This window comes from Desulfovibrio cuneatus DSM 11391 (assembly GCF_000430005.1).
GTDB lineage: Bacteria > Desulfobacterota > Desulfovibrionia > Desulfovibrionales > Desulfovibrionaceae > Frigididesulfovibrio > Frigididesulfovibrio cuneatus.
This window is the reverse complement of sequence record NZ_KE387018.1, coordinates 149,589-163,899: the sequence shown is the minus strand read 5'-3', so window position 1 is coordinate 163,899 and position 14,311 is coordinate 149,589. Positions and strand designations below refer to the sequence as shown.

At 51.3% G+C, this 14,311-nt stretch carries 10 protein-coding genes; 3 read left to right on the top strand and 7 right to left on the bottom strand.

Translation table 11 applies throughout. From position 1 onward, the window contains the following. Positions 1 to 2 precede the first annotated feature (2 nt). The 4 genes from G497_RS20270 to G497_RS0114905 form a co-directional block, all read right to left on the bottom strand. Positions 3 to 158, bottom strand: coding sequence for a hypothetical protein (locus G497_RS20270; RefSeq protein ID WP_156908140.1), 156 nt, complete (start codon positions 156 to 158; stop codon positions 3 to 5). After that, the gene (locus G497_RS20265; protein WP_156908139.1) at positions 155 to 298 is read right to left on the bottom strand and encodes a hypothetical protein; all 144 of its coding nucleotides are present in this window, start codon (positions 296 to 298) and stop codon (positions 155 to 157) included. The genes G497_RS20270 and G497_RS20265 overlap by 4 nt, the downstream gene beginning before the upstream one ends. Positions 299 to 307: 9 nt before the next feature. Continuing rightward, on the bottom strand, positions 308 to 562 hold the full coding sequence (locus tag G497_RS0114910) for a hypothetical protein (protein WP_027188742.1): 255 nt from the start codon (positions 560 to 562) through the stop codon (positions 308 to 310). A 1,184-nt stretch (positions 563 to 1,746) separates the two neighbouring features. Then, positions 1,747 to 3,036 (bottom strand): hypothetical protein, encoded by a 1,290-nt coding sequence (locus G497_RS0114905; RefSeq protein WP_027188741.1) that lies wholly within the window; start codon positions 3,034 to 3,036, stop codon positions 1,747 to 1,749. A 17-nt stretch (positions 3,037 to 3,053) separates the two neighbouring features. On the opposite strand from G497_RS0114905, the gene G497_RS18575 reads away from it, so the two are divergent. Next, positions 3,054 to 3,404: a helix-turn-helix transcriptional regulator gene (locus tag G497_RS18575; protein WP_034638162.1), complete on the top strand. Its 351-nt coding sequence runs from the start codon at positions 3,054 to 3,056 to the stop codon at positions 3,402 to 3,404. A gap of 106 nt (positions 3,405 to 3,510) precedes the next feature. Here the strand turns inward: G497_RS18575 and G497_RS0114895 are convergent, their stop codons facing one another. The 3 genes from G497_RS0114895 to G497_RS18565 form a co-directional block, all read right to left on the bottom strand. Further along, entirely contained in the window at positions 3,511 to 4,638 is a 1,128-nt protein-coding gene (locus G497_RS0114895) for a tyrosine-type recombinase/integrase (RefSeq protein WP_169727018.1), read from the bottom strand. Between the two features lie 701 nt (positions 4,639 to 5,339). Beyond that, positions 5,340 to 7,571, bottom strand: a complete 2,232-nt coding sequence (locus G497_RS18570; RefSeq protein WP_051258192.1) for a hybrid sensor histidine kinase/response regulator — start codon at positions 7,569 to 7,571, stop codon at positions 5,340 to 5,342. A 77-nt stretch (positions 7,572 to 7,648) separates the two neighbouring features. After that, positions 7,649 to 9,754 carry a LysM peptidoglycan-binding domain-containing protein gene (locus tag G497_RS18565; protein ID WP_034638160.1) on the bottom strand — a complete coding sequence of 702 codons (2,106 nt, stop codon included), beginning with the start codon at positions 9,752 to 9,754 and terminating at the stop codon, positions 7,649 to 7,651. 427 nt (positions 9,755 to 10,181) lie between these two features. Here G497_RS18565 and G497_RS18560 point away from each other — a divergent pair, with 427 nt between their 5' ends. Continuing rightward, complete coding sequence (locus G497_RS18560) at positions 10,182 to 11,411, top strand: TrmH family RNA methyltransferase (protein WP_084516352.1); 1,230 nt, start codon at positions 10,182 to 10,184, stop codon at positions 11,409 to 11,411. Positions 11,412 to 11,771: 360 nt separating this feature from the next. Beyond that, positions 11,772 to 13,883: a phosphate acetyltransferase gene (gene pta / locus G497_RS0114875; protein WP_027188738.1), complete on the top strand. Its 2,112-nt coding sequence runs from the start codon at positions 11,772 to 11,774 to the stop codon at positions 13,881 to 13,883. Positions 13,884 to 14,311 lie beyond the last annotated feature (428 nt).

Genomic DNA, 14,311 nt, shown 5'->3' with positions numbered 1-14,311 from the left:
ACTCACAACACCATACGTTTTTTGTGCTCGCGGCCTTTTTCCTTGGCCTTGCGCCGGGCCATGCGCAGCAAACGCATGGTAAGCACGCCGTACTTGGCAAGGGTTTCAGGCTCTGGCACAACAATTGGAGGCAGCGGGCTTTTGGGAAAGCCTATCATGCCTTTGCCCCTTGAGCTTTTTCCTTACCTTGGGCTTGGCGTGGCTCTTCCTTGGAATCATCTTCCACCAAGCCTTCCACATAGCCGGATGCAATATAGGAAGCCACAGCCCCAGCCAGAAACCACAGTAACTTGTGCATAAGGCCTCCCTATGCCGTTGCAGTGGCGGTGCCTGCGGTGAATGGGTCGCCTGCCGATGCTTCTTCAGCGGTTTCAGTGGATGAAGCGCGGGCGAAAGTGGCGTCGTTGCCATCAGCATCGGCCTCATCGTCGTCATCATGGCTGCACCCAAGGCTGCCAGAGCTGGCAGTGCCATCGGATAAGGTGCTGCACAGAGCGGCAGTGCCAATAATAGCAATTGCTCCCGTAGCGACACCACCCATAAAGTACCAGAATTTACTCATAATCGTCCTCCTGTGTTATGCCCCGCCGGGGCGTGTGCAGGCAGAATACGAAATGTTCGTTCCAGAATACGGATAGTTTGAGTAAATATTAAGATTCTAATATTTTCCACACTGCATTTTCCATAAATTTTGTTTTTAAAATTTCGTAGAGATTGCATGATTATGCTATTCAGAACAATTGTAACGCTACATTTTTTACAACAACCTAAATTTATGACTCATAGTACCAGCCAATCCACCTTGTGCCATGCCGGGGGTGCATTTGTCCTTTCCCTTCTCCTCCGGCGTATCTGCATTTCAGAATATCCGCCGCAGGCGCACCTCCGCACATCTGGCTTACAGGGTTACCGAAGGGGCAAAGCCCCTTGGCGCACGGCATTCGCAGAATGCATAAGTGCGCCCTTAGGCCTTTTGGGCCTTCGGGGGTTGAAGGTAGAAACGCACAAGCGCATTAGCTGTGGTTGCCCTGCTCCTAGTGGTTTATAGTTTTGCAGAGGTAATGTGGCTTGTACCAAACATGAATGGTACGCATCACATCAGGGCCTTCACAAAGGGGTTCGAAGGGGCGGGAGCCCCTCGCCAGCCCCCATGCTACGGACAGATGCGAAGCAAATGTACGTACATGGGGTAGGCTGGCTTATGGCCTTTATTGCACACGATGATATGGTATGAGTGCGGCGATTTGAGCAAGAATATTTATTACTTGATGAATAATGCACACAGCCCGTCAACCCATAAAATTGCCACCTGCTGAATTTTACACAAAATGTGGCAGGTCTCAAAATTGCCACTGGCTGAATGTTCTCAGATGGTGTTGGTGTTAAGTTTTTTAATTCTTCGTATGCCGGATTTTGAAAACTGAGGGTAAATACTGTCCATGCCAATTTGTTTCCTGCAATTAGGATAGGTATTAGCTATTGCCGAGTGTATTGGGGGGTGCAGCGGGGGCGAAGCCACCCTGCCGAACGGGGACAGGCAGAGCGAAGCGTGCCTGTCCTAGTGAGTATGGACACCCAAACGAGCCGCCACAATTAAGCCGATTATCTTGATGGTTAGCAGCGAATATTTTTTTGTAATTACGCTTACTCAGGGGAACAACCGAATTTCACAAAGACAGCCGGAGGAAAGGGAAAGGTGCCACTATCGAGAATAATTGCCACTTGATGATTTACTACCAAGAACGATTATTTTGCTTTGCGCGGGCGACCAGCCCCAATACGTTTTCCACCAGTATTTGCCCTTGCTCCGCCGTGGGTGCGGTTGCCATACTGTTGTTGATAATGAGAGAGCCATGTTTCTGCTAAGGCAAGGTCTATACGGAATAACCAAAAATTCTTACAAAGAATAGCGTGCAAGGCTTTGCGTTGCTGTCTTTCCTCTTGAGTCTCCCCGGCAAGGGATGGAGAAAGTGCCATGAGAACGGAATCCACGTCTGTAATGCAAACGCCTTTTTTCAGCAGATAATCCCGTGTATGGGGGCAGGTCTCCCAAACTTGTGTAAGGTCGTATGTCACATTGGGCAAATTATTACTTTGCAATGTTTCCAGTGCTACAAGCCATCCATCATGAGAAGTATTGCCGAATTGTGGTTTCCACGCATCATTCAATGCAGCCAGCTTTTTTTCGACATCTCGGGAAAATACAGGATTACTTGCCGTAAGTGCATCATGTACTATTTTTGCTTTACGGGTAGCGGTCGATGGAGCCATGCACAGGCTATGGGCATCACACCGCTGGCTGTGTCTGTTTACATAGCTTTCAGGGATCAGGTGCCAGCACTTTTCGCAATAGACGTAATGGGGAAATGCCCATAATGAAGGGGAGACTCGCAATTCTCGTTTTTGTACGTCGTTAAAATAGTATAATAAAACACCGTACAACGCCTCAAGTTCATCGAGCTGTGCCATAACTGATTTGTCGTTGAAGGCTGCCCCCATGTCTCGCTGAATAATATGCTCACGCATTTGGCTGACATATTGGAGCACTTGTGAAGCAGATTTTACCTCGGGAAATTTTTTGCAGCCATCTGTAATGTTATGCTGTTTTGCATAGTTTCTGAGGACCGAGGGAAGTGAGGTAATGTCAATATTGGTGAGTTGTGGCACATACCGCATTGCTTTCGGTGTAACAGTGAGGGCAATATGGTCAAGCCGTTTTTGTCGTTCTCGGCAAAAATTGTATAGCTTGTACATATAGCGAGAAGGGGTGGCCTGTGTGGGTGCCAATGAATCATCTGAATACATTTCCCCTGCAAGGGTAAGGTAATCAGGGGTTAGCGCAAGGGCAACCGAGTGCATTAGGTGGTCCCAATGACGGACTGTAAATACAGGACGTTGATCTGCTGTAAGCATTTGCGCACTTTGTGCATCTATATTTTTAAGCTCATCAGCAAGGAGTTTGACCGTAAGGGGAAATGCGTCAACGTCGGATAGCAGGCTTATTCTATGAAATAATTTGCGTGTATTTTCAGTCATAAATCACCAAGTGGCAAATGTTTGCGTTGGAAAAAGCGTTTACTATCAGTTTTAATGGCAGCATGAATATTGAAACCGCAATCATTGAAGCTATTCAAGGGGCGCTTGGTAACCTGCTTGCCACAGTGGGTGGTGCTGATGTGGCTGCGCACCTGCAAAAGGCTGCACGCCTTGAGGCGTTACGCAAGCAACCGTTGCTTACTCCTGATGACGTTTCAGAATTGTATCATATTCCTGTATCCACATTATCCACTTGGCGTTCCCGCGCCAAGGGGCCAAATTACACCAAGCTAGAAGGTTCAATTTTCTACACAAGTGCGCAAATTGAAAAATGGATTGCCGCCAATGAGGTGAAAATAAGGCGGTAACACGCCCCCAAGACGACATATTTTCAGAAGCATTTTTTATGTCAATCCGGCAGATTATCTTATGGATGCGTACCTCACAATACATTGTGGAGAAGTACGCTTTTTTTTATTCCAATACCACCGCTGAGAGTACCCTTGCGGCTTCTGCACCTTGGTCTGGGGCAAGGTGGGCGTAGCGTTGTGTCATGGTCACTGATTTATGTCCCAAAAGTTTTTGGACAGTGTACAACGGGACGCCGGCTTGCACCAACCATGAAGCATAGGTATGCCGCAGCGAGTGGTAAACAATACAGTTACGGCGGTCGGCAATACCTTGATTGAGGCCACAATCGTTAATAATAGCTTTGAAATTAGACCCAATCTCAGTACGGGGGGTATTGCGGGTAAATTGTTTGGGAAACACAAGATAGCCCGCTTTTCCCTTGGATTCTTCTTGCCATTGCTGCAAAGCCTGCTGCACCTGTTCAGGCATGTGTACCACACGGTTTTCTGTATTCTTGGAATCCATAACCGTTATGGTGCCACATGCAAAATTGACATGCTCCCACCGCAGGGTAAACACTTCACCCGCCCGTAAACCAGTATACAGAGACACCAGGGCCATGCGCCACAAATTCATGCTTCGGCGTTGCAGGCTATCCAGTAATGTTTTGGCTTCCGCCTTGGTTAAAAACCGCATTCGCCGGCTATCGCTTTGGGGAATTTTTACGTTATCGGTGGGAATGGGGCCTTCATACATTCCCCAGCGCTGGGCTTGGCGAAATATTTGGCCTAACAGCGAGAGTGTCTTTTTTGTGGATTCGGCAGTGAGCTTGCCTTGTGCTTTTTTCAGTGCGTCCACTTCCACTGTGGTAATGCTCAGAAGAGGCAAATGGCCAAGGTGCGGTTGAATCCGATTTTTATAAATGCTCATAGCATCTTGTGGGTATTTGCGTGAAACTTCAAGATAGTCCGTGCGAAAGCGTTCAAAAATGTCATCAAGCGTCAGATGGGCCAATTCTGAAGGGAGACTTCCCACGCGGGCTTGCTTGAGGCGTTCAGCACGCACATTAGAAGCCATGGCCGCGCTCACCTTTTCACTTGTCCATCCGACTTTTTCCCATATAAGCTTGCGGTCACCGGGCAGACGGTAGCAAATGTCATAGCAAATGTCTGGCTTGCCCTTGTGCCGACGGCTTTCGTGTTCACGAGCATAAACGCCAGTATAGTTGGTTTTATTGCGCTTTTGTGCCATAACTTGCTTTCCCCGGTTCTTGATGGTTTGCATCTGTATTTTTTTACAGGCTGCCATTTGTGCTAACCATTATGCTAACCACTGGCGCAAATTTTGTCAAATTACAGCAAACAGAAAAATTAAAAATACAATAATTATAATGACTGGTCTACTAATTGCATAATGCGAGACTTGAATTAAACGCCCTTTCACGGCGTCGACAGGGGTTCAAATCCCCTTGGGGACGCCAAATTTTGGTATCATTAAGAACGGTAAGGTCTAAAAAGCCTTGCCGCTCTTTGTTTTTCGGGAGTAATTAAAATCCCCGAATTCAGCCAAATCCAAGTCAATCCAAATGTTTTACGGGTATTTCACCGGGTATCGAACTGTGTTCTGCATGGCGATACCCGGTTTTTTGTAATATATTGATATAAAAAGATATTATTGCCAATCTGGGTGTCATTTCATCCACAAAAAAACCAAGGGGATTTGGGCCATGTGGCCCCCCCAATTTGTTTGAAGAGTTCCTGCCACGTGAAGAGCTATTTTGAGGGAGTGACAAAAAACGGCTGCCGCGAGGGCAGCGGGCCGTGAAGCGCGGGAAGGAGATACGGGCAGTTTCGCTCCCCGCCTGTCTTTACGAAGCCAGAGTGGAAGATTGTTGGTTGGGGCACAGTGTCCCCTTCAAAGAAAAGTTGCTACAAGGTACTGTATTCAGTGGTTCACTCTTTCGCTTGTGGGGAAAGGGTCGGTGTAGCCGTGGGTTTTTGTTGCAGCAGTTTTGTGATAGTGGTGTAAAGCACGGTCACATCTATGGGTTTGGCAATGTGCAAATTCATGCCACAGGCAAGGGTTTCTTGAATGTCTGTGTCAAAGGCATTGGCGGTAAGGGCAATAATGGGAATGTGCTGCGCGTCGTTCCGTTGGGTAAGGGCGCGTATTGCCTTGGTAGCTTGGTAGCCATTCATAATAGGCATTTGCACATCCATTAAAATGGTATCATAGAACCCTTCTGGTGAGGCTGCAAACATCTCCAGGGCTTTTTGGCCATCAGTGGCAAGGTCTGCTTCGGCACCTGCTGCAATGAGCAGTTCGTTGGCTATTTCCAGGTTAAGTTCATTATCATCCACCAGCAGTATGCGTATGCCTTGCAAGGGCATACACTGGTTGGCATTTGCCGCAACGGGTTTGTTGCCTGAATGCTGGGCAGATGCAAGGCGGGAAAGGGTTTGCTGGATGCCAGACTTGAACAAGGGTTTGGAAATAATGCCGGTGATGGCCGCGTCGTGTGCTTTTTCTTCAATGTCCACCCAGTTGTAAGCGGAACTTACAAAAATGGGAGTTTCGGTGTCGCCCATTGCCCGAATTTTAAGAGTCAGTTCCAGGCCGGTCATTTCAGGCATTTTCCAGTCTACAATCATAAGCTGGTAAGGCTGGCAGCCTGCCCTGGCTTTTGCAACCTGTTCCAGGGCAGCCACAGGGTTGTTCACGGCGTCTACATGCATACCCAGGGAAACAAGCACAGCGCTGGCGCTTTCAAGGGTAAGGGAGTCGTCGTCCACAAGAAGAACCCGCAAGCCAGCATACGTTGTGGGGTCTGGGGGTGTTGCCGTGTTCGTGCCCTGGGGTTGCTCGTCAATGGCAATGTCTACTTGCACAGTAAAGGTGGTGCCATGCCCTTTTTGGCTTGTTACCGTTATGGTGCCATCCATAAGGTCCACAATGCTTTTCACAATGGACATGCCAAGGCCGGAACCTTCAATGGCGTCGATGCGTGAATCGCGTTCCCTGGAAAACGATTCAAAAATTTTGGAAAGGTATTCTTTTTCCATGCCTATGCCCGTATCTGAGCAGACAAACTGGAAATGCGCATACCCAAGCTTGCGGGGGGGCAGTTCTGTAATAACCAGGCTTATGGTGCCACCTGCGGGGGTAAACTTCACGGCGTTGCTCAAAATATTAATGAGCACCTGGCTCAGGCGCAGGGGGTCCCCCAGGAGTTGTTCGTGGGTTATGTTCTGCACAGCAATTTCCAGGTGTTGCTGTTTGGCAGCCACGTGGGTTTGGACTATGCCGAGCAGTTCCTCCACAAAGCGGGGCAAGGTAAACACCACATTATGCAGTGTAACGCTGCCACTTTCAATGCGTGACATATCCAGAACATCGTTGATCAAGTGCAGCAAATGCCTGGAAGACGTATGTATTTTTTTCAGGCATGAGCGCAGTTTTTGCGGGTCATGAATGGACCCTTCGGCAATGGTTGTCATGCCCATAATACCATTAAGGGGTGTTCGGATGTCATGCGACATATTGGACAAGAAATTGCTTTTTGCTTTGCTGGCCTGGTCTGCCAGGGTAATAGCTTTTTCCAGTTGCCTGTTGCTTTCAAACAGCACTGCATACTGTTTTTTGTCGGTGCTTCTGGTAATAAGGGCCAGGCTAAAAACAATAACGACCATCAAGGTGGTCAGGGCAATGCCCAAATTCAAAATGATGTTCAGTGCGAACAGTTTTTGGGCGGAGTATTCTTCCGCCGCATGAACGGCCTCATCTGCTATTTGAAAGTGTTTCTCGCTCAACGCCAGCAATGCTTCAGGGCTGACAGTCCCTTTCCTAAAGCCCTCAATGCTGTCTTGCAAATCGTGCCAAATGGTTTGCAATTGGGCAACAAAATCTTGGAATGTTTTGTCATTCATGTAGATGTTGCCAGGGACATTTTTCCTGCTGTCAAGCCCGTCCAGGTACCCGCTAATGCGCACAACCAACGCATTGTTGGGGCTTTTCATCAGTTCTTGTTTCACAAGCCGTTGCGTTGCCCCGCGTACCAGGCCGCTATAGTTTACCGTGTGCGCATCGCCATTCATTTCCTTTACAGCACGCATAATAAAAAAACTGCCAACAATCAGCATCAGGGCAAAAAAAACAAGTGTGTAACAGAGAGCAGACTTTTTCACAAAATAGCCTCGCGGATGTGGGGCAGGTGTACGTTGCACAGCGTATCATTACTGGTTGATTTCCTGGCTTGGGGCTACTACGGAATGAGTAGTTTTTGCCCTTGCTTAATGGCATTTTTTGGGGAAATGTTATTGGCTTTACGCAAGGTGTCCACAGAAACGTTGTGGCGCTTGGCAATGGAGAACAGGGTGTCCCCTGGTTTTACCACCACGGCTGCCTTGCCCCTTGCAGGCTTGGCAGATGTGGGTTTGCCCGCATTCCCCTGGGCAACGCGGGTGGGTGCCATAGCTTTTGGTGCAGTTTGCACTGCCCGTGCCCTTGGGGCGGAGGCAATGCTGCCGGAACCTGCTGCGGTAGTCAGGGTTTGCCCTGCCTGAATATTGCCCTTGCCACCCATGTTGTTCAATGCCCGTAGTTGCTCCACCGACATATTGTAGCGCTTTGCAATGCTATACAGGGTGTCGCCCTTGCCCACTTTATGCGTTGTTGCTGTGCGGGTTTCAGGTTCTTCCACTACGGGGGCTTCTTCAAGCGGGGCAGTGGCTTGTGGCGCGGCTGCCGGGCGGCTTTGCGGGGCAGCCGCTATGGCCTGGGGCATAGCCTGGGGCATAGCCTGGGGCATAGCCTGGGGCATAGCTTGGGGTTTGGTTTGCGGCGCATATTCCGGGGAAGCCGCAGGGGCAGGTTGGCTGGTTTTTGCCTGGGCCATTTGGCTGCCGCTTGTCCCTTGTGGAATTGTCAAGCGTTGTCCTGCCTGAATAATGGGGGAAGAAAGGTTGTTCACCCGCATGACTGTGCCCATATCCGTGCCCCAAGACTTGGCAAGAGAGAATAAGGCGTCACCCTGGCGCACAGTGTACGTACCGCCGTTAGGAGCCCTGGTACTGGCAGCACTGCCAGTTTGCACAGGTGCGCTGGCAGACATGGCTACTGGCGGAATATACGGGGTTGCAGGTGCCACAGCCACAACAGGGCCACTGGCCTTAGCGTTAACCGGGGGCGTTTTGGACTGGGCCACAGCGGTTTCTTTGCCAGGAATAAAAATAACCGTGCCGGGCTTGGGCAGTTGGGTAAAGTCGTTGGCGTCCTGAATGGTTGCAGCGGACACTTTGTATTTTTTGCTGATGGCAGCAAGGGTTTCACGCTTTTTGACGGTGTGTTCCTTGCCTCCGGCGTACATGCGTGCGTCTGGCGTTGCCAGCCAGTTTTGCACCGTTGCCACCTGTACGGTGGGCACATAGGCTAGGTTGGAAGCGTTGGGGTGGCTGGTGTTGCGCCGAAACGCCGGGTTAGAGGTGCGAAATTCATCCCAGCTCATGCCAAGGGTGCTGGCCAGGCGCTTCAAGTTGGTGCTTGGGGGCAGGGTAACAGCGGTTACAGCAGGGGCGGCCTGGGGGCTTGGCTCCTGAAAGCCCAAAAGCTTCAGGTTGCGCATAATTTTGGCCACAGCTAAAATACGCGGCACGTACTGGCGTGTTTCTTCTTTCAGGCGCATGCCTTCTTCAAGGTTACAGTCTGTGCGGAGCAGTTCAAAAAAGTCTGTGGCCCTGGTGCCGCCAATGGCTCTGCCAATTTTGCCTTCCCCGGCGTTATAGGCCGCAGCCGCAAGGTGCCAGTTGCGAAAATCGCCAAACAGCTTCAGCAGGTAGTCGGAAGCGGCAAAAGTGGCTTTATAGGGGTCCAGGCGTTCATCCACCCATTTGTCTTGGGAAAGGCCATATTTTTTCCCGGTGTAGGGCATGAACTGCCAAAGCCCGGCTGCCCCCGCTGGGGAAATGGCTTTGGGGTTGCCGCCACTTTCCACCATGAACAGGTACACCAGTTCCGGGGGCAGGCCCCGTTGCTGGAATATTTTTTTGGCATGGGGTAAATACGTGGCAGAACGGACCAGGAAGCGCTCAAATGTGCCGCGGCGCTCGTGTATAAAATACTTGAAGTGTGTTTCTACTATGCGTTTTTCTTCCTGCCCCAGGTTTGTGTCCATGTCGCCATGGGAATTGAAGGCTTTTAGTTCCGCAGGGGAAAGGGGGCGGCCGTCGTTACGGGGGGTGTAAGAACGCATGCCTGCGTCATCGTCAGGTTCTTGTATTTTTTGTTTGCCGGCGCACCCGGCTGTAATTACAAGCAGGGCAAGGCAGGCAAGCTGTAGGGCAAAACGGGAATGAGAAGGGAAGTGGAACATAACATCCTCAATAAACTAGCAAATTTATGCAAATATTCTGTGGGGAAAATGCTTGCTTTCTGCCGAGGAGAACGGTACGGAAAGAGGTTCGCAGAAAGAGTGACAGGGCGTTGGATGCGTAAAAGCATTTTTTTCATACCCTAAGTCGCCGTGTGAGGCAACAAAAGACTCTTAACACACTCAGGACAATTTTGTAAAACTTTCTAAAGATATGGCCCGTTGTTATAGTGCACGCCTGACTTTTGTGAAGATTTTACCAGGAAGCTGCGCGCCTTGGCTGCCGGGCCGGGTTGATTGTGCGTGTGTTTTTTCTGCAAGGTCCATGCGCCAAGATGCTTGAACCAGGCTCACTGTGGGCCTGCAGATGAACCCTTTTATAAACACAGCCGCCAGTATTTATTCCCTGGTCAGGCTATTGGTATACAACATGAACAGAAATACACGAAATGGAAAAACGCCAGGGCAGGGATATTCCCAACCAGGGCGTGGTCAGGAAGGCGCAACACGTGGTAATGCAGGCCGTGGGGGCAGCACACGCGGTGGCACCACCCGTAGTGGTGATACACGCGGCCGTGATACACGCGGCGGCGATACACGCGGCGGCGATACACGCGGCGGCGATACACGCGGCCGTGGCCCCGGCTCCGGGCGTGGTGAACAGGGCCCCAGGCAGGAACAGCGCGCCCCCCGCCCTGGTGGCTGGCAGGACCGTAAACCCCGTGGGCAGGAAGAGGGGGGCCAAACCCCCAGGCCGGAACGGGAACGGAAGGCTCCACTCAAGGATTACCGTCCACCACGCCCGGCGGAACGCCCACGCCAAGAGGCTGTTCAAAGCATAAAATCCAGTGCAGGCCCGGCGGAAGCCAAAGCAGAGGAAAGCGCCTTTGTGCCAGGCCTGAAGCCCGTGCTGGAGCTTTTGGAAAGTGACCCAACCCGTGTGGACTGCGTGTTCATTCGCAAGGGCCGGCACGGGGCAGAGGCCGATAGGGTTATTGACCTGTGCCGCCAGAACAAAGTGCGGTTTTCCCTGCTGGAAGTTCCTTCGTTTGAAAAAATATATACTGGCAGGTGCCAGGGCGTTGTGGCCCGCGTGTTTGGAGCAGGGTTTGTGGAATATGAAACCTTGCTTGATTCTGCCATGGATGCACCCCTGCCCCTGATTGTGTTGCTGGACCAAGTGCAAGACCCCGGCAATGCAGGCACCTTGGCCCGCACCTTGTACGCCCTTGGCGGTGCTGGCCTTGTGGTGCCCCGGCACAACGGCGTATTTTTAGGTGGTGCCGCTGCCAAGGCGGCTGCCGGGGCACTGCAAAAGCTGCCCGTTGCCAAGGTGGGCAACGTGAGCCAGGCCGTGGATGCCGCCAAAAAACTGGGGTTTGTGGTGTATGGCACTGGCTGTGCCCCCGAAGGCAGCAGCCAGGGCAAAGAGGGAGCCATTGCTGAAAGTACAGAATATACCCCGCTGTATGGCTGCACACCGCGTTTGCCAGCCCTGCTCATTCTGGGGGGCGAGGATAGCGGCGTGCGCACCCATGTGGGGAAACGGGCCGACACCTTGCTGCATATTCCCATGCTGCGTGCGTTTGATTCGCTCAATGTGGCGCAGGCGGGGGCGATTATAATTAGCTGGTTTGCCCACCAATATCCGAAACGCTGATTTTTTTCGTTTTATTACTGGTCTTTTTGCTTTCTGCCTGCGTCAGGTGTGCCCCGTGCGCAGCTTATGTATGTCCCTATACACCGCGCTCCGCCCGGCACGCGCCTTTCTTGGCAGAAAGCAAAAATCCTCAGTAATAACTCGTTTGCCGCTTTAAAAACGCTTGCACCTGGCCAAACGAAAAAACGCAGCGTTTCTTGGGCAAGCCTTCCTTGCCCAAGCGGAAGGAAGCCGTTCGGGGGGCGGATGCCCAGCACGTATGTTATTGTTTGAGCCTTGCCATTATTTGTGGTAAGAATAACAATCTCAATCAATTTTAGGGAGTGTCTTTTACACTGCCACAGCTCTTTGGGAGGAGCAATGACTAAAAATCTATATATTACTGCTACGGAGTCAAAGAGCGGGAAGTCTGCCATTGTCCTTGGCATGATGCAGCTTTTGTTGCGGAACATGCGTTCCGTGGCTTTTTTCCGGCCCATTATCAATGAGCCTGTGGACAAGCTGCAACGAGACCATGACATCAACCTTATGCTCAAGCATTTTGAGCTGGACATTCCTTATGAAGACACCTTTGCCTACACCCTGGCAGAGGCGCGCAATATTATTTACCAGGGCCAGCATGAGCTGCTTTTGGACACCATTCTGAAAAAGTACAAGAAGCTTGAAGCAAAGTATGACTTTGTGCTGTGTGAAGGGACTGATTTTAGTGGCAAAGACGCCGCTTTTGAGTTTGACCTGAACGCCGACATTGCAGCCAACATTGGTTGCCCCGTTATGGTGGTAGCCAATGCCGAAGGCAAAAAAACCAATGAAATTATTGCTTCCACCCAAATGACGCTGGACCTGCTGGCGGAAAAGAATGTGGAAGTTATGGCCTGCCTGGTAAACCGCGCTTCGGTAACTGAGAAGGAAGAAAGCGAAATTGCTGCTGCCCTTGAATCGCGGGGCACCAGTGGTAACCTGCTCACTTATGTGTTGCCGGAAGAGTCTTCCCTTGGGCGGCCCACCGTGCGCGACGTGAAGGAATGGCTTAATGCCCAGGTGCTTTACGGGCACGGGCGGCTTGATTCCCTGGTGGACGACTACCTGATTGCGGCCATGCAGGTGGGTAACTTCCTTGATTATATTGGCAAAGGAAGTCTTATTATTACCCCTGGCGACCGTTCAGACATTATTCTGGCCAGCCTTGCTTCGCGTTTCTCTTCTTCTTATGAAGATATTTCCGCCATGGTGCTTACAGGCGGTATTGAAATGCCCAATACCATTCACCGGCTTATTGAAGGGTGGACTGGTGTGCCCGTGCCCATTCTTGCGGTACAGGACCACACCTTCAGAACGGTGCAAACCCTGGCTAACCGCTACGGGAAAATTGAGCCGGGAGACGCCAAAAAAATCAACACAGCCCTGGGGCACTTTGAGTCGTGTGTGGACACTCAGGAAATTTCCAACCGTCTTGGCAGCATGAAATCTACCAAGATTACCCCGAAAATGTTTGAGTTTAACCTGCTGGAGCGGGCTGCCAAGCACAAAATGCGTATTGTACTGCCTGAAGGCCATGACGAGCGCATTCTTTCTGCGGCAGATATTTTGGTGCGTCGCAATGTGGCAGACATTGTGCTGCTGGGTGATCCTTCCGTGGTGGGGGCCAAGATTTCTGCCCTTGGCCTTGACCTGGATGTGCCCATTATTAAGCCAGACCTGTACCCCAAGTTTTCGGACTATGTAAGTACGTACCACACCTTGCGTGCCAAAAAAGGCATCAGCATGGAGCAAGCGCACGACAGCATGTGCGACGCCACCTATTTTGGTACCATGATGGTGCACATGGGCCATGCGGACGGCATGGTTTCCGGCGCGCTGAACACCACAGCCCACACCTTGCGCCCAGCCTTTGAATTTATTAAAACAAGGCCCGGCTCTTCCATTGTATCTTCCGTGTTCCTTATGTGCCTGAAAGACCGGGTGCTGGTGTTTGGCGACTGCGCTGTTAACCCCAACCCTTCTTCGGAACAACTGGCCGACATTGCCATCAGTTCTGCCCAAACGGCGAAACTTTTTGGCATTGAACCGCGTGTTGCCATGCTTTCCTACTCCACAGGCAGCTCCGGCAAAGGGGCAGACGTGGACGTGGTGGTGGAAGCCACCCGCATTGCCCAAGAAAAAGCCCCGGAACTGTTGCTTGAAGGCCCGCTGCAATACGATGCCGCCATTGATATGGACGTTGCCAAAACCAAACTGCCCAACAGCAAGGTGGCAGGCCGCGCCACTGTGTTCATTTTCCCTGACCTGAACACAGGTAACAACACATACAAAGCCGTGCAGCGTGCTGCGGATGCTGTGGCCATTGGCCCGGTGTTGCAAGGCTTGAACAAACCTGTTAACGACCTTTCCCGTGGGTGCACTGTGGCAGACATTGTGAACACAGTGGCTATTACTGCTATACAAGCCCAAGCTGAAAAGGGTCTTTCTTAGGAAACGCTGAGTTTTCCGTTTGGCTGCGTTGTTTCACGTTTTCCACAGGGGGGCAGGGCCAAAGAGCCCACCCCCCCTGTGGAAAACGCTTACGCCTTGCCAAACGAAAAACTGAGCGTTTCCGAAACGCAAGGGAAATATGATGGAAACTTTGAGTTTTCCGTTTGGCTGCGTTGTTTCACGTTTTCCACAAGGGGGCAGGGCCAAAGAGCCCACCCCCCCTGTGGAAAACGCTTACGCCTTGCCAAACAAAAAACTGAGCGTTTCCGAAATACAAGGCAAGCGTTGAGTTGTTCTGTTTCGCGGCAAGGATAGAGTCTACCCTAAAGCCGACGGCAGTCGCGAGCGTTAGCGAGCCGTGAAGCGAGGGCGGAGGGCGTAGGCGGCTATGCCGCCGAAGCATATACCCCGCCGCAGGAGCGGAAGGA

Coding starts and splice junctions, on each gene's coding strand:
- G497_RS20265 (WP_156908139.1), bottom strand. CDS start 298: ATGCACAAGTTACTGTGGTTTCTGGCTGGGGCTGTGGCTTCCTATATT.
- G497_RS18565 (WP_034638160.1), bottom strand. CDS start 9,754: ATGTTCCACTTCCCTTCTCATTCCCGTTTTGCCCTACAGCTTGCCTGC.
- G497_RS0114895 (WP_169727018.1), bottom strand. CDS start 4,638: ATGGCACAAAAGCGCAATAAAACCAACTATACTGGCGTTTATGCTCGT.
- G497_RS0114910 (WP_027188742.1), bottom strand. CDS start 562: ATGAGTAAATTCTGGTACTTTATGGGTGGTGTCGCTACGGGAGCAATT.
- G497_RS18560 (WP_084516352.1), top strand. CDS start 10,182: ATGAACAGAAATACACGAAATGGAAAAACGCCAGGGCAGGGATATTCC.
- G497_RS20270 (WP_156908140.1), bottom strand. CDS start 158: ATGATAGGCTTTCCCAAAAGCCCGCTGCCTCCAATTGTTGTGCCAGAG.
- pta (WP_027188738.1), top strand. CDS start 11,772: ATGACTAAAAATCTATATATTACTGCTACGGAGTCAAAGAGCGGGAAG.
- G497_RS0114905 (WP_027188741.1), bottom strand. CDS start 3,036: ATGACTGAAAATACACGCAAATTATTTCATAGAATAAGCCTGCTATCC.
- G497_RS18575 (WP_034638162.1), top strand. CDS start 3,054: ATGTTTGCGTTGGAAAAAGCGTTTACTATCAGTTTTAATGGCAGCATG.